This window comes from Corynebacterium kalinowskii, assembly GCF_009734385.1.
Classification (GTDB): domain Bacteria; phylum Actinomycetota; class Actinomycetes; order Mycobacteriales; family Mycobacteriaceae; genus Corynebacterium; species Corynebacterium kalinowskii.
Genome location: NZ_CP046452.1, coordinates 1070448 through 1088070 on the forward strand (window position 1 = coordinate 1070448; position 17623 = coordinate 1088070).

Annotated in this window: 16 protein-coding genes; 14 read left to right on the forward strand and 2 right to left on the reverse strand. The window is 58.7% G+C overall.

The genetic code is table 11. The annotated features are described in order from the left end of the window. Window positions 1-8: 8 nt before the first annotated feature. Window positions 9-2840 (forward strand): excinuclease ABC subunit UvrA, encoded by a 2832-nt coding sequence (uvrA, locus tag CKALI_RS05015; protein WP_156192265.1) that lies wholly within the window; start codon window positions 9-11, stop codon window positions 2838-2840. Here the strand turns inward: uvrA and CKALI_RS05020 are convergent. Then, complete coding sequence (locus tag CKALI_RS05020; protein ID WP_156192266.1) at window positions 2793-4550, reverse strand: DUF2339 domain-containing protein; 1758 nt, start codon at window positions 4548-4550, stop codon at window positions 2793-2795. The two genes, uvrA and CKALI_RS05020, sit on opposite strands and share 48 nt — an antisense overlap. Before the next feature lie 306 nt (window positions 4551-4856). Between CKALI_RS05020 and infC the strand changes: the two genes are divergently transcribed. The 4 genes from infC (at window position 4857) to CKALI_RS05040 (ending at window position 6608) form a co-directional block, all read left to right on the forward strand. Continuing rightward, window positions 4857-5378, forward strand: coding sequence for a translation initiation factor IF-3 (gene infC / locus CKALI_RS05025; RefSeq protein WP_156192267.1), 522 nt, complete (start codon window positions 4857-4859; stop codon window positions 5376-5378). Window positions 5379-5406: 28 nt separating this feature from the next. Next, window positions 5407-5601, forward strand: coding sequence for a 50S ribosomal protein L35 (gene rpmI / locus CKALI_RS05030; protein ID WP_156192268.1), 195 nt, complete (start codon window positions 5407-5409; stop codon window positions 5599-5601). Between the two features lie 53 nt (window positions 5602-5654). Next, the gene (rplT, locus tag CKALI_RS05035; RefSeq protein ID WP_156192269.1) at window positions 5655-6035 is read left to right on the forward strand and encodes a 50S ribosomal protein L20; all 381 of its coding nucleotides are present in this window, start codon (window positions 5655-5657) and stop codon (window positions 6033-6035) included. A gap of 111 nt (window positions 6036-6146) precedes the next feature. Continuing rightward, on the forward strand, window positions 6147-6608 hold the full coding sequence (locus CKALI_RS05040) for a TM2 domain-containing protein (RefSeq protein WP_156192270.1): 462 nt from the start codon (window positions 6147-6149) through the stop codon (window positions 6606-6608). Window positions 6609-6673: 65 nt separating this feature from the next. Here the strand turns inward: CKALI_RS05040 and CKALI_RS05045 are convergent, their stop codons facing one another. After that, complete coding sequence (locus CKALI_RS05045; RefSeq protein WP_231580536.1) at window positions 6674-7126, reverse strand: hypothetical protein; 453 nt, start codon at window positions 7124-7126, stop codon at window positions 6674-6676. 252 nt (window positions 7127-7378) lie between these two features. On the opposite strand from CKALI_RS05045, the gene CKALI_RS05050 reads away from it, so the two are divergent. The 9 genes from CKALI_RS05050 (at window position 7379) to argJ (ending at window position 17615) form a co-directional block, all read left to right on the forward strand. Then, window positions 7379-7720 (forward strand): SdpI family protein, encoded by a 342-nt coding sequence (locus CKALI_RS05050; RefSeq protein WP_156192271.1) that lies wholly within the window; start codon window positions 7379-7381, stop codon window positions 7718-7720. Window positions 7721-7730: 10 nt separating this feature from the next. Beyond that, window positions 7731-8540, forward strand: a complete 810-nt coding sequence (locus tag CKALI_RS05055) for a TrmH family RNA methyltransferase (protein ID WP_156192272.1) — start codon at window positions 7731-7733, stop codon at window positions 8538-8540. Beyond that, on the forward strand, window positions 8537-9655 hold the full coding sequence (locus CKALI_RS05060; RefSeq protein ID WP_156192273.1) for a pyridoxal phosphate-dependent aminotransferase: 1119 nt from the start codon (window positions 8537-8539) through the stop codon (window positions 9653-9655). Before CKALI_RS05055 ends, CKALI_RS05060 begins: the two co-directional genes overlap by 4 nt. Before the next feature lie 524 nt (window positions 9656-10179). Next, window positions 10180-10533 carry a hypothetical protein gene (locus CKALI_RS05065; protein ID WP_156192274.1) on the forward strand — a complete coding sequence of 118 codons (354 nt, stop codon included), beginning with the start codon at window positions 10180-10182 and terminating at the stop codon, window positions 10531-10533. A gap of 108 nt (window positions 10534-10641) precedes the next feature. After that, entirely contained in the window at window positions 10642-11676 is a 1035-nt protein-coding gene (gene pheS / locus CKALI_RS05070; protein ID WP_156192275.1) for a phenylalanine--tRNA ligase subunit alpha, read from the forward strand. Between the two features lie 15 nt (window positions 11677-11691). Then, window positions 11692-14205, forward strand: a complete 2514-nt coding sequence (pheT, locus tag CKALI_RS05075) for a phenylalanine--tRNA ligase subunit beta (RefSeq protein WP_156192276.1) — start codon at window positions 11692-11694, stop codon at window positions 14203-14205. An 82-nt stretch (window positions 14206-14287) separates the two neighbouring features. Further along, window positions 14288-15145 carry a formate/nitrite transporter family protein gene (locus CKALI_RS05080; RefSeq protein ID WP_156192277.1) on the forward strand — a complete coding sequence of 286 codons (858 nt, stop codon included), beginning with the start codon at window positions 14288-14290 and terminating at the stop codon, window positions 15143-15145. A 273-nt stretch (window positions 15146-15418) separates the two neighbouring features. Continuing rightward, complete coding sequence (gene argC, locus CKALI_RS05085) at window positions 15419-16453, forward strand: N-acetyl-gamma-glutamyl-phosphate reductase (protein WP_156192278.1); 1035 nt, start codon at window positions 15419-15421, stop codon at window positions 16451-16453. Window positions 16454-16463: 10 nt separating this feature from the next. After that, window positions 16464-17615 carry a bifunctional glutamate N-acetyltransferase/amino-acid acetyltransferase ArgJ gene (gene argJ / locus CKALI_RS05090; RefSeq protein ID WP_156192279.1) on the forward strand — a complete coding sequence of 384 codons (1152 nt, stop codon included), beginning with the start codon at window positions 16464-16466 and terminating at the stop codon, window positions 17613-17615. The last annotated feature ends 8 nt before the right edge of the window (window positions 17616-17623 follow it).

Sequence of the window (17623 nt, forward strand, 5' to 3'; positions counted from 1 at the left end):
TGTACGCAGTGGCTGATCGGCTGATCGTACGTGGCGCACGGGAGCACAACCTCAAAGGCGTCGACATCGACCTTCCACGCGAAAAAATGATCGTGTTTACCGGCCTATCGGGCTCGGGCAAGTCCTCGCTGGCTTTCGACACGATCTTTGCGGAAGGCCAGCGACGATACGTGGAGTCCCTGTCCTCCTACGCCCGCATGTTCCTGGGGCAGATGGATAAGCCGGATGTGGACTTCATCGATGGTCTTTCGCCGGCAGTGTCGATCGATCAGAAGTCGACGAACCGCAACCCGCGTTCCACCGTCGGCACGATCACGGAAGTCTACGACTACCTGCGTCTGCTGTTCGCTCGCGCGGGCACAGCGCACTGCCCGGAATGCGACGCGAAGATTGAGCGCCAGACGCCACAGCAAATCGTGGATCAGGTGCTTGACATGGAGGAAGGGCTGAAATTCCAGGTCCTAGCTCCCGTGGTGCGTACCCGAAAAGGCGAGTTCGTGGACCTCTTCGCGGATCTGGCAGCCCAGGGTTATTCGCGCGTGCGTGTTGACGGGGAAGTCCACCAGCTGACCAATCCGCCGAAGCTGGAAAAGCAGATCAAGCATGACATCGAGGTCGTGGTCGACCGTCTGCAGGTCAAAGCTTCGCAGAAGCAACGCCTGACAGATTCCATCGAAACCGCGCTGAAGCTTGCCGACGGTGTTGTCGCGCTCGAATTCGTCGACACCGGCGATATCCGACGCTTCTCTGAGAAGATGGCCTGCCCGAACGGCCACACCCTGTCCGTCGAAGAGCTGGAGCCCCGTGCGTTCTCCTTCAACTCTCCATACGGTGCGTGCCCGACCTGTGACGGCCTGGGCACCAAGCAGGAGGTGGACGTTGACCTCATTATTCCGGACCCGGACGCGGCGCTGAATGCTGCGATCCAGCCGTGGACGTCCTCGCCGAACAGTAAGTATTTTGACAAGCTGATTGAAGGTTTCGCCGAGAGCATTGGCGTGGATCCGAAGGCGCCGTACTCGTCGCTGAGCGCGGCGAATAAGAAGAAGGTGTTGTACGGCTCCAAGGAAGTCGTGTCCGTCCGATACAAGAATCGTTATGGGCGAGTGCGAAATTGGTCGGCGCCGTTCGAAGGCGTGATTCCGTTTCTCCATCGCAAGTCGGACGAGACCGAAAGTGCATGGTCCAAGGAGCGCTACCAAAGCTACATGCGCGAGGTGCCGTGTGATTCCTGTGGCGGCGCGCGCCTGAAGCCGGAAATTCTGTCGGTCCGACTGGCGTCTTCGGAAGGGGAGAAGTCCATCGCGGGGCTGACCGACCTCTCAATCAAGGATGCTGCCCAGTTCCTGACCACGCTGCAGCTCAATGCCCGTGAGCAAATCATCGCCGGCGCGGTGCTCAAGGAGATCAATGCGCGTCTGAAGTTCCTCCTCGACGTCGGCCTCGAATACCTCACCCTGTCGCGCTCGGCGGGGACGCTGTCCGGTGGCGAGGCTCAGCGCATCCGCTTGGCGACGCAAATCGGCTCCGGTCTCGCGGGCGTCCTCTACGTCCTGGATGAACCGTCCATCGGTCTGCACCAGCGTGATAACCAGCGCCTCATCAAAACACTGCAGCGGCTGAAGGAAATCGGCAACACGCTGATCGTGGTGGAACACGACGAGGACACCATCAAGGCCGCGGACTGGCTGGTTGATATTGGCCCGAAGGCCGGCGAATACGGTGGCGAGGTGGTGTACCAGGGCGAGCCCGCAGGAATCCTGGAATGCGATGAATCGCTCACTGGCGCCTACTTGTCGGGTCGGCGAGTGTTGGGCGTTCCGGACGAGCGACGAGCGCTGGATCCGGAGCGCATGCTGAAAGTAGTTGGCGCCCGCGAAAACAACTTGGATGATATCGACGTGGAGATTCCACTCGGCATCCTCACCTGCGTTACGGGTGTGTCCGGCTCTGGTAAGTCCACCCTGATTAACCGGATTTTGGCTACGACCTTGGCTAACGAGCTCAATGGTGCGCGCCAGGTGCCGGGCCGAGCCAAGCGAGTTGAGGGGCTGGAGCACCTGGACAAGCTGGTCCAGGTTGATCAGAGCCCGATCGGTCGTACCCCGCGCTCGAACCCGGCCACGTATACGGGTGTCTTTGACAAGATCCGTAATCTCTTCGCCGAAACCACTGAGGCGAAGGTGCGTGGTTACAAGCCTGGCCGGTTCTCTTTCAACACCAAGGGCGGACGCTGCGAGGCTTGCCACGGCGACGGCACCCTGAAGATCGAAATGAACTTCTTGCCAGACGTGTATGTGCCGTGTGAGGTGTGTAATGGGGCGCGATACAACCGCGAAACGCTCGAGGTGCACTACAAGGGCAAGAACATCGCCGAGGTGCTGGACATGCCGATTTCTGAGGCAGCTGAGTTCTTCGAGCCGATTACCTCAATTCACCGCTACCTCAACACGCTGGTTGAGGTGGGTTTGGGATACGTGCGCCTGGGGCAGTCCGCGACCACGCTCTCCGGTGGTGAGGCGCAGCGTGTGAAGTTGGCCTCCGAGCTGCAGAAGCGTTCCAAGGGGCGCACCATCTACATCCTGGATGAACCCACCACTGGCCTGCACTTCGAGGACATCCGCAAGCTCATGCTGGTTATCCAGGGGCTCGTGGACAAGGGCAACTCAGTGGTCGTCATTGAGCACAACCTCGACGTGATCAAGGCCGCTGACTGGGTCATCGACATGGGCCCGGAGGGAGGCTCCGGTGGCGGCAGGGTCGTTGCCGTTGGCACTCCGGAGCACGTTGCATCAGTAGTGGGGTCCCATACCGGCACTTTCCTGCGGGACCTGCTGTAGCGTTTTCGTGCGCCGAGCGCGCAGGGAAGCGATCACGAGCAGCAGGACACCTTCGAAAAGGAAGGTGATGAAGCGAATGAAGGAGTCAAGCGTGCTCATGTCGAAGAAGAGCAGCTTGAACAGCGACGCCAACGTCAGCACGAGTCCGACCATGAGGGAAGTGCGTTCGGACAGCTTCCGCGTGATGATCAAGATGTAGGCGCCGAGCAGCAGCCACAGCAAGGAAACGGCCGCGTGCCCCAAGAGGTAACCAAGGCGCATGCCGTCGTCGCCCAGCAGGCCAAACACATAGGTGGACAGGCCGACCACCACGAGGGTGCTCAAATGCAGGCCACCGAGCCCAATGATCACCAGTGCAACTGGCGAGAATCCCTGGAGCGCGCGGCGGACCAACAAGACGACTCCAATGAACACGCTGATCGTAAGCACCTGGACGAGGGCCACGTGATCCGTCAGCCACAGCGGTTTCCTGGTAAACACAGCCATGGCTAGCTCTCCGGAGATGATCAGCGACACCACGAACATCGACGCCCACGGGTACCAGCTATAGCGATTGTTCCTGCCCAGCCACCAGGCGAATCCGCTGGCGACGAGGAAGTACAGTGCGACCAACCACGGCTGCGCAATCAAGCTACCGGACCCGAGCTCTGGCGCCTTCGCCCACCAGAACAGGTAGACGATCGGCAGGGCGGTCAGCGGTGCGACGGCATGCGCGCCGTGGAACATGACCGAGAGCAGTGCGAATGCCACGAAGAGGAAGATCATGATCGTCAATTCCAAGAAGGTGTCGGCGAAGACACCACCGATCAGTAGCATTGCGACCGGCGAGTAGCAGCCCAGATAAATATCGGATCGGGAGCGCCAGTCGTCGATAAGCGGGACGGCGACGAACACCGCCACGCCGAGCAGGACCGTCAGGCTGATAGGGAAGGCGTGGTTGACATTGGCTTCATCGGTGGCAGCGACGAGAACTGCGATCGGGCCACAGGCCGCTGCGAGGGTCCTCGCGGTAAACCACTGACGCTGCATGGAAGCCACGGCGAGAAACAGGACGGGCGCGATGACGGGGAAAGAGAAGAAGTCCCCGAAGAAGACGTAGCCGATAAACAGCGCAAAGCCTGCGAGGTTCGTAATGATTAGCATGAGCTCGGAGTTCCACAGTCTTGCCACTCCGGCAAAGAAGGCAAGGAGCAGGAGCAACACGATGGCGCCGGTGAGCGGGGTCCACCAATGCAGCAGCGACACCGTTGCCATGACCGTCAGCGAGCTGGTCAGTTGCGACGCGGTAGCGAAGGCGATTCTGCCCTCGTTGGCGAGCTTGAAATGACGAACGAGGACCGCACCAACGAACAGCAGAACAGAGATCAGCCAGGCGGCAACTACTCTGCCGAGCGGGCCTACAAGGTTCCACACCAGCCACAACAGGAAGGCGACGCCGAGCAATGTGACAAATACGCCAGCGGCGGCGACGAGCCGAATCACGACCTTCTCGGCGCTGACAGGCTTTGCAGGCTTCTCGACGGCCGCAGGTCGCAGCAGCGGCGGTGCCACCGGCACTGGCTTCGGAGCCGGGGCGGGTTGGACCGCCTGGTCCTGTGACTCGTAGAGTGTGAAAAGGAGTTCGCGCACGTCGCCGAGAAGAGCTTCGGCTTCCTGGAGCTTTTTCGCCACTTGCCTCAGCTGTGCGTCTTCGTTTGGATTCAGCTTCATACCGGCATTGTATGGAGTTATGAATCGCTGTGCTGGCGGGATTTGGAATTGTTATGCCCGCATGCTAACTTTATGGGGCTACCGCCTCGTGCGCGAAAACTTCTTCGTGTGCAGGCCGCAAGTGGAGGTCCCTCCCACCAGAAGCCGCCCATCGGGTTGGATAATGGTCAAAGAAGAGCTTTATTGCTTACGGATCTCCCGCACGACCGATTATGGTCTTGCGGGTTTTTGTCGTGAGTGCTCGGGGGAATCGACACTTCAAGCCAAGCGGTACCACGTTATTTTACTGCAAATTGAGGAGTACACATCAGCGCTGAAGTTCGCATCAACGAACGTATCCGGGTTCCCGAGGTACGTCTTGTAGGTCCAAATGGTGAGCAGGTCGGCGTCGTCCGTATTGAGGACGCACGCAAGCTTGCCTACGATGCTGATCTCGACCTGGTCGAGGTCGCACCTAACGCGAAGCCACCCGTAGTCAAGATCATGGACTTCGGCAAGTTCAAGTACGAGCAGGACCAGAAGGCCCGCGAAGCTCGTAAGAACCAGCAGCAGACTGTGGTCAAGGAGCAGAAGCTTCGTCCAAAGATCGACGATCACGACTATGAGACGAAGAAGAGTAACGTGATCCGATTCCTGGAAAAGGGATCCAAGGTCAAGGTCACCATCATGTTCCGCGGTCGCGAACAGTCCCGACCTGAGCTTGGCTACCGACTCCTGGAACGTCTCGCCGAAGATGTTGCCGAATTTGGCATCGTCGAGTCGAGGCCAAAGCAGGACGGCCGAAACATGACCATGGTCCTCGGCCCAGTCCGCAAGGGCAAGAAGTAACCGACTCTTTCTAATAAGGACAACTTAAATGAAGAACAAGACCCACAAGGGCACTGCTAAGCGCGTGAAGATCTCCGGCTCCGGCAAGCTGCGTCGTGAGAAGGCTAACCGTCGCCACCTGCTCGAAGGCAAGCCTTCTACCCGCACCCGTCGTCTGAAGGGCACCACCGACGTTGCCAAGTCTGACGAGAAGCGCATGAAGCGCCTGCTCGGCCTGGCTTAATTTCGACCACTTTTCACCCCATTCACTTTTTAGACAGTTAAGGAAGTATTTCAATGGCACGTGTCAAGCGGTCAATGAACGCCAAGAAGAAGCGCCGCGAGATCCTGAAGTCCGCCAAGGGCTACCGTGGTCAGCGCTCCCGCCTCTACCGTAAGGCCAAGGAGCAGTGGCTCCACTCCATGACCTACGCTTACCGCGATCGCCGTAAGCGCAAGTCTGAGTTCCGTCGCCTGTGGATCACCCGTATCAACGCGGCTGCTCGCATGAACGACATCACCTACAACCGTCTCATCCAGGGCCTGCGCCTTGCTGAGATCGAGGTCGACCGCAAGATGCTCGCTGAGCTTGCAGTCAACGACTTCGCTGCATTCTCTGCGATCTGCGAGGCTGCCAAGGCAGCTCTGCCTGAGGACGTTAACGCTCCTGCAGCTTAGGTTTGATCTGGAAGCACCTCATCGAAAGATGGGGTGCTTTTCGCATTTGCACTTAGTTGTGGTTTGGGCTTCAATCACAATGGACCCTCAAATTTTAAGGTGGCAATAGGAATGACGTATCCAGAGAATCCGTATCAGGCATTTGACAAGGACGGGCTGCCCGTTCCACCTCCGGCTCCGCAAAACCCGTTCGGCCAGCCGGCACCGCAAAGCCCTTATGCTCAGCAGCAACAGTTTGCGCAGCAGTTCCCGGCTCAGCCGGTGCCCCCTGCTTACGGTCAGCCGCAGTATGCGGTGCCGATGGTGCAGCAGCAGCCTAAACAGATGATCGTTGCAGCGTTGCTCGCGTTCTTCCTCGGTGGCTGGGGTGCGCACAACTTCTATCTGGGCAATACGAACCGCGCAGTCATGCAGCTCATCGGTACGATCCTTGGACTTTTTACGGCGTGGCTCATCATCGGATTCTTCATCTTGATGGCTATCGGCATCTGGGTGCTAGTCGAGTTCGTCATGATTCTCGCGGGATCTTCGCCATACGATCGTGACGCCAACGGCGTTCCACTGACCAAATAGCACACATGAAAAGGCCCCTGAACAGGATTGTAGAAATCCTGGCCAGGGGCAAATTCTGTTTTAGGCTACTTCTTAGTGCGCAGGACCGTGAACCCTAGCGCGAGAAGGATGGCAGCGAGAGCTAGCAGTGCAGCTCCTGCCCAGATAGCGATGGTACCGACGAGCCACCAGCCGTAGGCGTTAAGCAGGATGCCTCGAAGTGCGTCGCCCTTGAATAGGGAGTCGCGGGTCTCGTTCATTTTCTTGATTTCGTCTTCCGACTTGCCGTCCGCCTTGGCCTTCTTGATGACATCGCCCATTTCTTGGTACGTCTTGCCATCGGAGGACGCCATCATGTGATCCCAGATGAAGTGGTCCGAGTAGACCTTGGCCTGTGGGCCGGTGGTCATTGGCTGGCCTTCGAATGGTTTGAGGGCATCTTGGGATTCTTGGCTCTTCAGGGACGTGATCGCTTGGCCGGAAGGCATGGTGGTCTTTTCCTGGTTGAGTCGGTCGGTGGCGAAGCCGTGGGCGAACATGCCTGTTTACAGGAGGATTGCGCCGACGATGGTGAGGACGACTCCAAAGACGCGGGACATGGCACCGTAGATTTACTTGTCCATTTCTGTTGCGACCTTTCTGGTTCTTGTTGGATAGCTTTACGGTAGAACCAAGCATATGACTAAGCAATAATAGATACGTCACCTAAATGATTAAAAAAAGCCAGGTCATGGGGGTGTGATGCAAGGATCGCCCGGATGGGGGCGTTCCTTTGGGGTTAAGCTGTGGCAATGATCTTCATGACGGTGACACTGACTCTTTTCGGTCTACTTTTCCTCTTCATGGGCTTGGTAGCGCCGCGAGGGGACTACCGAAAGTTCCCTGGAATTAATACGCCGACCACCACGGCGTCGAAAGGCGCGTGGCAGGCGGCTCACCGCACGGTGTCTACGATCAACGTGTTCATCGCCATCTACTTCTTTGGGGCTCTGGGTGCATTGTGGCTCGCTTCCTTTCAGATAACAGGGCGGACATTTTTCGCCATCCTCATGGTGGGGTTGCTGATGTTCGTTCCGGTGATCCTCGTGGGCAATCGGGCAGCCCAGCAGTACCTCGATGGGGAGGGAAGGTAACCTAAGGCCCATGAACTTAGACTTTTCGCAGGCATTCACGGAGCGCACGCCACGGGTGGTGAACGCGGCAAAGCTACTAAAGACCGCTGGTCGAAAAAAGGCAGAGCTCTTCCTTGCAGAAGGGGAGAACTCCGTGGAAGCAGCGATCGCCACCGGCGCTGCGCAGGACGTCTTTGTTACCGAGAGAGCAGCCGAGCGTTTCACGGAGTTGCTCAAAGCCGCAGGACACATGAACGTCTACGTCCACCCGATCTCGGACAAGGCCGCAAAAACTCTGTCCGACACCGTCACCACCACGGGCATTTTTGCGGTGTGCAAGCCAGTGCTGTGGCCGCTTCGCGACGTCATGCGCAGCAAGCCACGCCTGGTGATGGTGGCTGTGGAAACCAGCGAACCCGGAAACGCAGGCACGCTCATCCGTGTAGCGGATGCTGTGGGAGCTGACGCGGTGCTGTTCGCCGGTGAAACAGTGGATCCACAGGGCCCGAAGGCGCTTCGCGCGTCAGCAGGTTCGCTGTTCCACATTCCAGTGATCCGCGAGACTAACTTCCAAACCATCGTTGATTCACTCAAGGCACGTGACTTGCAGATCATCGCGACGTCTCCAGATGGGGAAGCAAGCCTGGATGACGCCGATGAACTTCTTGCAAAGCCAACTGCCTGGCTTTTCGGCAACGAGGCACACGGACTGCCAAAAGAACTGCTGGACAAGGCCGACATCACTATGCGGATCCCTATCCGTGGTCGCGCTGAGTCACTGAATCTGGCGACGGCAGCCTCGATCTGCATGTATGAATCGTCGAAGGCTCAGAATCGATGACAGTATCCCGTCTGCAAGAATTCGGTGAAACCATCTTTGCGCGCATGAGCGCTTTGGCGGTCGAGCACGACGCCATCAACCTGGGGCAGGGATTCCCAGATACGGATGGCCCAGCGCGGATGCTGGAGATAGCCCAACAGGAAATTGCCGGTGGCAACAACCAGTATGCGCCGGGGATGGGCGTCGCGAAGCTGCGTGAAGCTGTGGCCTACGATCGGGTCGTGGCACCCGACAATGTCCTCATCACGGTTGGTGCCACGGAAGCGTTGACGGCCGCCGTGCTCGGTCACGTGGAGCCCGGCCAGGAAGTGATTGTCCTGGAGCCGTATTACGACGCCTATGCTGCGGCGATTGCGCTGGCAGGGGCCAAGCGCGTGGCGGTACCGTTGAAAGCAGTCGGCAACACGTGGGATGTGGATGTCGATGCGGTTGAGGCTGCAGTGACTCACAAAACCGCGATGATCATCGTGAATTCGCCGCACAACCCCACCGGTGCGGTGTTTTCCCGCGGGGCGCTCGAAGAGTTGGCGAAGCTGTGTGTTCGCCACGACCTGATCGTCCTGTCCGACGAGGTCTACGAACACCTGGTCTTCCCGGGTTCACAGCACATTCGTTTAGCGGAGCTGCCCGGCATGTGGCTGCGCACCATCTCGGTCTCCTCGGCGGCGAAGACCTTTAATTGCACTGGCTGGAAGACCGGTTGGGCGGTGGCCTCGCGCGACCTGCTGGACGGCGTCGTGAAGGCCAAGCAATTCATGACTTACGTGGGTGCCACCCCTTTCCAGCCCGCGGTTGCATACGCGCTGCGTGAGGAAAAGGGCTGGGTGCAGGGTATGGTTGCCGAGCTGGATAACAAGCGGAAATTGCTTGCCGACGGCCTTCGCGCCCGCGGCTATCACGTCTACGACACCGCGGGTACCTATTACATCGTCGCGGACGTTGGGCAGCCTGGCCTTGAGTTTTGTATGAACCTGCCACAGCAGGTGGGCGTGGCTGCGATCCCACTCGAGGTGTTCACCGACCATCCCGAGCAGTGGCGAACCAAGGTACGGTTCGCGTTCTGCAAGAAGGATGAGGTTCTGGAGGAAGCAAACAGGCGGTTAGTTGGGGACTAGCGGCACCAGGGACGACAGACTTTCGCACCTTCAATCACCGGAATGGCGATTCGAATATAGTTCAAGGCGCCACCAGTCATCCATCCCTGCATCGATCGAAGTTCAGCGAGAAAAGAATTGTCGCAGCTGATCATAAAGTCCCGATTGCCAGCGGCGTTTTTCAAACATAGGTCGTGACGTTGACATGCTGCGTCAAGGCTGTCCTTTGGAATAGCATCACTGGAGTTGTCATACCCGCAGTGATTTCCGTAAGTGGGTCCAAGTCTCATAGGCGTGACGAAATCGTGCGTTGTATACGGTTCCGGCACAACTTCTGTTTCGGTTATCGGTGTCGCGGAAGCGCCTGGTTGAGCGCTGACTGCAGGAGGGCAATGAGTGTGAGAGTTCGAAAATGTTTCATGATTCACATGCTCATTTGAAATCGTTAACAATCGGAAAAATAAGTATCAGTACGATAACAAACGTCTTTTTCATTAAGCCATGTGCAAGGCTTGGAATTGATATTCTAGGTGGGAGGTTCAAGAATGTTGCGCATCGGCGTTGGAATTCACCTCGTGCTGGCGCTGGTCTTGGTGGGATTTCACGTCACCGGCTACTGGTCAGTCATTTATTTGGTGCTTCTACTTGTTGGAACGCTGATGATTCCGGTTAATTTGGCTGTCTCGGTACGAGGGCGGATGAATCATCCAGGGACATTTTATGGTTATATCCTCGGCATGTGCGCGGTTCTTTCGATCTTGGCGTACATCGTAGCTACCGCTCCGACACCGATGCCCCCGTTCTTCCTTTTGATATTTGCCATCGTCCCTGCAGCTCTTATTGCTAGCGTGGAACTTTTTGTGTTTCGCCGATTCACTCGACCTAATCATCTCGACTGACTTTTGGCTGCGGGGTAATGGGTGTGTAGGTGCTACGCCTGCGCGTCTGGACAGCGCGGTATAGTACTTGGGTTAGAACTTTCACTTCGATTCAAGGGGACTTTACTGGTGAGCGACATCGAGTTGACCGAAGCTAACCTCAATGACTTAGCGGATGCAGCAGTTTCCGCATTTAGTCAGGCGCAGAACCTCGATGAGCTGGCGGAGGCGCGTAAGGCTCACCTAGCTGACGATGCCCCGATTTCTATGGCTCGTCGGGCGCTGGGCTCGATCCCGAAGGACCAGCGCAAGGATGCTGGTCGCTTTGTGAACATGGCTCGTGGCCGCGCGGAGAAGGCGTTTGCTGAGGCCAAGGTCGTTCTCGAGGAGAAGCGCAATGCCGAGGTCCTCGTGGCAGAGCGTGTCGACGTCACTGTCCCAACCACCCGTCGCCGCGGCGCGATGCACCCCATCACCCAGCTGTCTGAAAACATCGCCGATATCTTCATCGGCATGGGCTGGGAGATCGCCGACGGCCCTGAGATCGAGGCTGAGTACTTCAACTTCGACGCGCTGAACTTCCTGCCGGACCACCCAGCTCGCACCCTGCAGGACACCTTCCACGTGTCGCGAGAAGGCTCGCGACAGGTATTGCGAACCCACACCTCACCAGTGCAGGTCCGAACCATGCTTTCCCGGGATGTCCCCGTGTACATCGCTTGCCCGGGCCGCGTGTTCCGCACGGATGAACTCGACGCGACGCATACGCCGGTCTTCCACCAGGTGGAGGGATTGGCCGTCGATAAGGGCCTGACCATGGCGCATTTGCGCGGCACGCTGGACCACTTGGCAAAGACCCTGTTCGGCCCAGAGACCCGCACCCGCATGCGCACCAACTACTTCCCATTCACCGAGCCGTCTGCTGAGGTAGACGTGTGGTTCCCTAACAAGAAGGGCGGCGCAGGTTGGATTGAGTGGGGCGGCTGTGGCATGGTCAACCCGAACGTGCTCATTGCTGCTGGCATTGACCCGGAGGTCTACACCGGTTTCGCTTTCGGTATGGGCCTTGAGCGCACCCTGCAGTTCCGCAACGGCCTATCGGACATGCGTGACATGGTCGAAGGCGACGTCCGATTCACCCTGCCGTTCGGCATCCAGGCTTAAGGAGAAATTGAAACCATGCTGCTTTCCCAAAACTGGGTCACCTCGCTGCTGAACGCTAAGAACTCGGGCTGGTCCGTTACCGCTGAAGAGATGGATGCCGGCTACGTCCGCGTCGGCTTCGAAACCGAAGGCTACGCGCCGATCGAAGAGACCACCGGTCCGCTGGTGCTGGGCATCGTTGAAACCATCGAAGAGCTCACCGGATTTAAGAAGCCGATCCGCTACTGCAAGGTCAACGTGGGTTCCGCAAACGGTACTGGCGAGCTCCAGGGCATTGTTTGTGGCGCCCGCAACTTTGCCGAGGGAGACATGGTTGTCGTGTCCCTGCCAGGCGCTGAACTGCCAGGCGGCTTCAAGATCGCTGCCCGTGAAACCTACGATCACGTCTCCGAAGGCATGATCTGCTCCGCCGCCGAGCTCGGCATGGCCGACAAGCAGACCAAGGGCATCATCACGTTGCCGACCACTGCAGGGCAACCTGGCGACGACGCTCGCGCCGTCCTCGGTTTGGACGACACCGTCTTTGACGTCAACGTCACGCCAGATCGTGGCTACGCGCTGTCGGCCCGTGGCCTGACCCGCGAAATCGCGTCCGCGTTCGACCTTTCTTATGGTGATGTCGCGTTGGACCCTTCCATCGCGGGCATCACGGTGGACGTTCCTGCTGTAGCCGGCGAGGCGCTGCCGGTAACTCTTTCCCCAGAGACCAAGGCGGTCCGCTTCGGCCTGCGTAAAGTCACTGGCATTGATCCGAAGGCAAAGACCCCGTTCTGGATGGAACGCGAATTGCTGCTTTCGGGCCAGCGCCTGGTCAACTTGCCGACCGACATCACCAACTTCGTGATGATCCTGCTCGGCCAGCCAATGCACGCCTTCGACGCTGCACGTATTAACGGCGCACTCACGGTACGCAACGCTAAGGCAGGGGAGAAGCTCACCACTTTGGACCACGCTGAGCGCAAGCTGGATCCGGAAGACGTCGTCATCTGCGACTCCGAGAACATCCAGTCCCTGGCAGGCGTGATGGGCGGTTCCACCTCGGAGATCGCCGACGATACGACTGACGTCTACTTCGAAGCGGCAATCTGGGATCCCATCACCGTGGCCCGCACTTGCCGTCGCCACAAGCTCTCTTCCGAGGCTTCCCGACGATTCGAGCGTGGCGTCGACCCAACGCTGCCAGAAATCGCCCTGGATATCGCAGCATCCTTGCTGGCTCAGTACGGTGGCGGCACCGTTGATGCTGGCCGCACCATGGTCGGCTCCTTGCCAGCACCAGCCACGGTAGAAATGCCAGTGAACTTCCCGAGCGTGATTGCGGGAGTCGACTACGACCGCGACACCGTCATCAAGCGCCTGGAAGAAGTCGGCTGCGCAGTCGAGGTTTCTGAATGTGGCGGCAAGCTCGCCGTCACCGCTCCTGCGTGGCGCTCTGACCTGACCTACAAGGAATCACTCGTTGAAGAGGTGCTGCGTCTGGAAGGCCTGGAGGCAATTCCATCCATCGTGCCGACCGCGCCCGCAGGCCAAGGTCTGACTCCTGCACAGAAGCGTCGCCGCGCAGTAACCCACGCGCTGGCCTACAATGGCTACCTCGAGATCCTGCCGACGCCGTTCATTGCCAACGACACTTTTGACGTATGGGGCTTGGACCAGGACGACCCGCGTCGCAGCGTAGTGACCGTGCAGAACCCGCTGGAATCTGACCACGCGATCCTCGGCACCACCTTGCTGCCGTCCATGTTGGACGCCGTGAAGCGCAACGTGGCCCGCGGCCAGGTCGATGTTTCTCTCTATGGCGTGGAGCAGGTTTCCTTCGCTCGGGGCACGGGAGTTTCGCCGATGCCGTCGGTAAGCCAGCGCCCAACCGAGGCAGAGATCGCGGAACTGATCGAGTCCCTCCCACACCAGCCATTGCATGTTGCTGTGGTGGGCTCCGGAGACCTCGAGCCGGAAGGCCCGTGGGGCGAAGGTCGCGCGTACACCTACGCTGATGCGATCGAGGCAGCCCAGGTTGTCGCGCGCGCTGCAGACGTGACGCTGGAGCTGGAAAACGCCGACATGCTGCCGTGGCACCCAGGTCGCTGCGCTGCGCTGAAGGTAGATGGACAGATTGTGGGCTACGCCGGCGAGCTGCACCCACAGGTTCTCGAGCGCGCTGGATTGCCTGCCCGCACTTGCGCGATGGAAATGGACATCACGGCGCTGCCGTTCGAGCCGAGCCTGCCTGCACCAGTTTTGTCAGCGTTCCCGGCGTTGTTGCAGGACCTGGCGCTGGTCGTGGCGGAAGATACGCCAGTGGAGTCCGTGCGCAAGGTGGTCGAGGCGGGTGCTGGCCAGCTGCTGGAGAAGGCAGAGCTTTTCGACGTCTACCGCTCCGAACAACTGGGCGCCGACAAGAAATCTCTCGCGTTCTCACTGGTGTTCCGCGCATCTGATCGGACCCTGACCGATGAGGAGTGCAACACCGCCCGCCTGGCTGCTGCCGAAGCTGCCGCTCAGGCTTTTGGTGCTGAAATGCGCGGATAGTGAATTTCACTTGCAGGTATGGATCACTTTGACGTTAAGATACTGATGTAAATCCTCGCACCTCTTAACAGATTGGTGATCCATGTCTGCATCCACCTTGATCTCGACTCCTGTCGAGATCATTGACACCGCCAAGGGCGGCCTCCTGGCGAAAGCCAAAGCTCCTCTCGGCACCATGATCGTGTCCTCGATGTTCGCCGGTTCGATGATCGCCATCGGCTTCATCTTTTTCATCACCACCCAAATGGGTTCGGCAGACATGCCACTTGGCTGGGCAAAGTTTGTCGGTGGCGTCGTATTCTCCACCGGCCTTGGTCTGGTCATCGTCACTGGCGCAGACCTCTTTACTTCTACGACCATGACCACATTCCTGGTGAAGGAAAAGGTTCTCAACGTAGGCGAGATGCTCAAGCACTGGGCCATCGTCTACTTCTCCAATATGGCTGGCGCTTTCATTACGGCGCTGTTCATCTTCTTTGCCGGCACCCCAGCCTCTAACAAGGGTGCATGGGGAGCAGTGGTGCTGAACTCCTCTCTGAGTAAGGTCAGCCACTCCTTCGTGGAGGCCATTTTCCTGGGCATTCTGTGTAACGTCATGGTGTGTCTTGCTGTGTGGCTCGCTTTCGCTGGCAAGACCGTGACGGACAAGATCATGGCAGTAGCTTTCCCAATTGGCCTGTTCGTGGCATCCGGCTTCGAGCACTCTGTAGCGAATATGTTCATGCTCCCACTAGGTCTGCTGCTCAAGGCCCAGGCAGACCCGGTAGTGATGGAAGCAATGGCAGGCAAGGACTTGTCCGGCCTGACCCTGAGCTCGTACTTCGTGGACAACCTCATCCCTGTGACCATCGGCAACATCATCGGTGGCTCCATCGTGGCGCTGGGCATGGCCTACTGGCACCGCAACCGCGCTTCTCTGAAGGAAACTGTCAACGCTTAAGCTCTTGTTAGTTTGTGCCCGCTTGCCCTTGCCGAATGGTAGAGGGTGGGCGGGTTTTCTATTCTCTGATCCTCGATGTGTGGAACACGATAGTGCGAGTAGGGCTTCTTCTTTTTCCCTGAAAAGAAAGAAGTATCAAGAGCGCTACTCGCGCTATCGTGTTTTAGGAATCGGGTTTTGCGAGGAAACAGTCCGGGCTACTTTTGGATCATGGCTGCAAACTAGCTAATGCATACTTTCCAAAAACATGCATAGTATGCTATCCTGGTCGGCATGACTTTGAACGTAGCGATCGCTGGGGCTTCCGGCTATGCAGGTGGGGAAATCCTCCGCCTGCTGCTGAATCACCCGGCGTATATTTCCGGTGACCTGACCATCGGTGCTCTGACGGGCGGTTCCAATGCGGGCCAGTCCTTGGGGGACCTCATGCCGCACCTGCCACAGCTACGTGACCGACGTCTGGTTGACACCAATAAGGATACTCTCGCGGGCCACGACGTAGTGTTCCTCGGATTGCCGCACGGCTTCTCAGCCGAGATCGCCCAGCAGCTCGGTCCGGACACCATCGTCATCGACTGCGCCGCCGACTTCCGGCTCAAGAATAAGGCGGACTGGGAGAAGTTTTACGGCTCTGAACATGCGGGCACCTGGGCATACGGCATCCCGGAAATGCCAGGGCATCGTGAGCAGATCAAGAACACGAATCGGGTAGCCGTACCTGGGTGTTTCCCAACGGGCGCAACGCTGGCGGCACTCCCGGCCGTCGCAAAGCAGCTGGTAGAGCCGACCTTGAACGTGGTGTCCATCACCGGCGTGTCCGGGGCGGGGAAGAAGGCCAGCGTTGCGATGCTCGGTGCCGAAACCATGGGCAATGCCAAGGCCTACAACACCGCTGGCAAGCACCGGCACACCCCGGAGATCACGCAGAACCTGGCCGAGGTGACGGACAAGCAGGTGAGCGTGAGCTTCACGCCGGTGCTCGCGCCGATGCCACGCGGCATTCTCACCACCATCACCGCGCCGCTGATCAGCGATGAAGATCCACATGCGATCTACGCGGAGTTCTACAAGGATGAGCCGTTTGTTCACGTGCTCCCAGTAGGCGAGCAGCCGCAAACCAAGAACGTGGTTGGTTCCAACTCCGTCCACATTCAGGTCGAAGCCAACCCGGATGCAGGCGTGCTCCTGGTGACCAGCGCGATCGACAACCTGACCAAGGGCACCGCCGGTGCCGCCGTGCAGTGCATGAACCTGACTGTCGGATACCACGAAACCGCTGGCCTGCCACTGACCGGCCTGGCCCCTTAAAGGAGATCCAATGTCTATCACCACCCCTAAGGGGTTCCTGGCCGCAGCAACGACTGCCGGAATCAAACCATCAGGCAATCCGGACATGGCGCTCGTCGTCAACGAAGGTCCTGAGTTCACCGCAGCCGGCGTGTTCACCCGTAACCGCGTGTTTGCCGCCCCAGTAAAGCTGTCCAAGCAAGCGCTTGCCGACGGCCAGCTCAAAGCAATCTTGTACAACTCCGGTAACGCTAACGCCTGCAACGGCGAACGTGGTTACCAGGATGCCGTCGCCTCTGTGGAAGCCGTCGCTGAGCAATTGGGCTTCGCGTCCGAAGACGTCGCCGCATGCTCCACCGGGCTTATTGGCGAGCCAATGCCGATGGATAAGGTCCTTGCCGGCGTAGGCGAACTGACCGGTAGCCTCGGCGACAATGGCTCTGCTGCAGCGGAAGCTATCATGACTACTGACACCGTGAAGAAAGAAGTCCTCGTTGCCGGCAACGGCTGGCAACTGGCGGGCATGGGCAAGGGAGTGGGCATGATGGCCCCGTCCCTGGCCACGATGCTGGTTTGCCTAACTACTGATGCCTCATTGGCTCAGGATGTTGCGCAGGCTGCACTGAAGAAGGCCTGCGACCTCACATTCAACACCTTGGACATCGACGGCTCGACATCCACCAATGACACCGTTATCTTGATGGCCAATGGCGCTTCGGAAATCACGCCAAGTGTGGAAGAGTTCGAAGCTGCTGTGCTGCAGGCCTGCGCTGATCTAGCTGATCAGCTCCAAGGCGATGCTGAGGGCGTAACCAAGCGCGTCAAGATCACCGTGCAGGGCACCACCACGAATGAGCAGGCGCTCAATGCCGCTCGCACCTTGGGCCGGGACAACCTGTTCAAGTGCGCCATGTTTGGCTCAGACCCGAACTGGGGCCGCGTCCTCGCCGCAGTTGGCATGGCTGACGCCGACATGGACCCAGAGAACATTTCCGTTTACTTCAACGGCGAGGCTGTCTGCGAGCAGACGACGGGTACCCCGAATGCCCGCAATGTGGATCTGTCCGGCGCGGACATTGATGTCCTCGTAGACCTGGGAACCGGCGGCCCTGGTACTGCCATGGTGCGCACGACGGATCTTTCCCACGAATACGTGGAAATCAACTCGGCATATTCCAGCTAGGAGCTTAT

Coding starts and splice junctions, on each gene's coding strand:
- CKALI_RS05055 (WP_156192272.1), top strand. CDS start 7,731: ATGAACTTAGACTTTTCGCAGGCATTCACGGAGCGCACGCCACGGGTG.
- CKALI_RS05080 (WP_156192277.1), top strand. CDS start 14,288: ATGTCTGCATCCACCTTGATCTCGACTCCTGTCGAGATCATTGACACC.
- CKALI_RS05045 (WP_231580536.1), bottom strand. CDS start 7,126: ATGTTCGCCCACGGCTTCGCCACCGACCGACTCAACCAGGAAAAGACC.
- CKALI_RS05040 (WP_156192270.1), top strand. CDS start 6,147: ATGACGTATCCAGAGAATCCGTATCAGGCATTTGACAAGGACGGGCTG.
- CKALI_RS05065 (WP_156192274.1), top strand. CDS start 10,180: ATGTTGCGCATCGGCGTTGGAATTCACCTCGTGCTGGCGCTGGTCTTG.
- CKALI_RS05050 (WP_156192271.1), top strand. CDS start 7,379: ATGATCTTCATGACGGTGACACTGACTCTTTTCGGTCTACTTTTCCTC.
- CKALI_RS05020 (WP_156192266.1), bottom strand. CDS start 4,550: ATGAAGCTGAATCCAAACGAAGACGCACAGCTGAGGCAAGTGGCGAAA.
- CKALI_RS05060 (WP_156192273.1), top strand. CDS start 8,537: ATGACAGTATCCCGTCTGCAAGAATTCGGTGAAACCATCTTTGCGCGC.
- argC (WP_156192278.1), top strand. CDS start 15,419: ATGACTTTGAACGTAGCGATCGCTGGGGCTTCCGGCTATGCAGGTGGG.
- pheT (WP_156192276.1), top strand. CDS start 11,692: ATGCTGCTTTCCCAAAACTGGGTCACCTCGCTGCTGAACGCTAAGAAC.
- rpmI (WP_156192268.1), top strand. CDS start 5,407: ATGAAGAACAAGACCCACAAGGGCACTGCTAAGCGCGTGAAGATCTCC.
- rplT (WP_156192269.1), top strand. CDS start 5,655: ATGGCACGTGTCAAGCGGTCAATGAACGCCAAGAAGAAGCGCCGCGAG.
- argJ (WP_156192279.1), top strand. CDS start 16,464: ATGTCTATCACCACCCCTAAGGGGTTCCTGGCCGCAGCAACGACTGCC.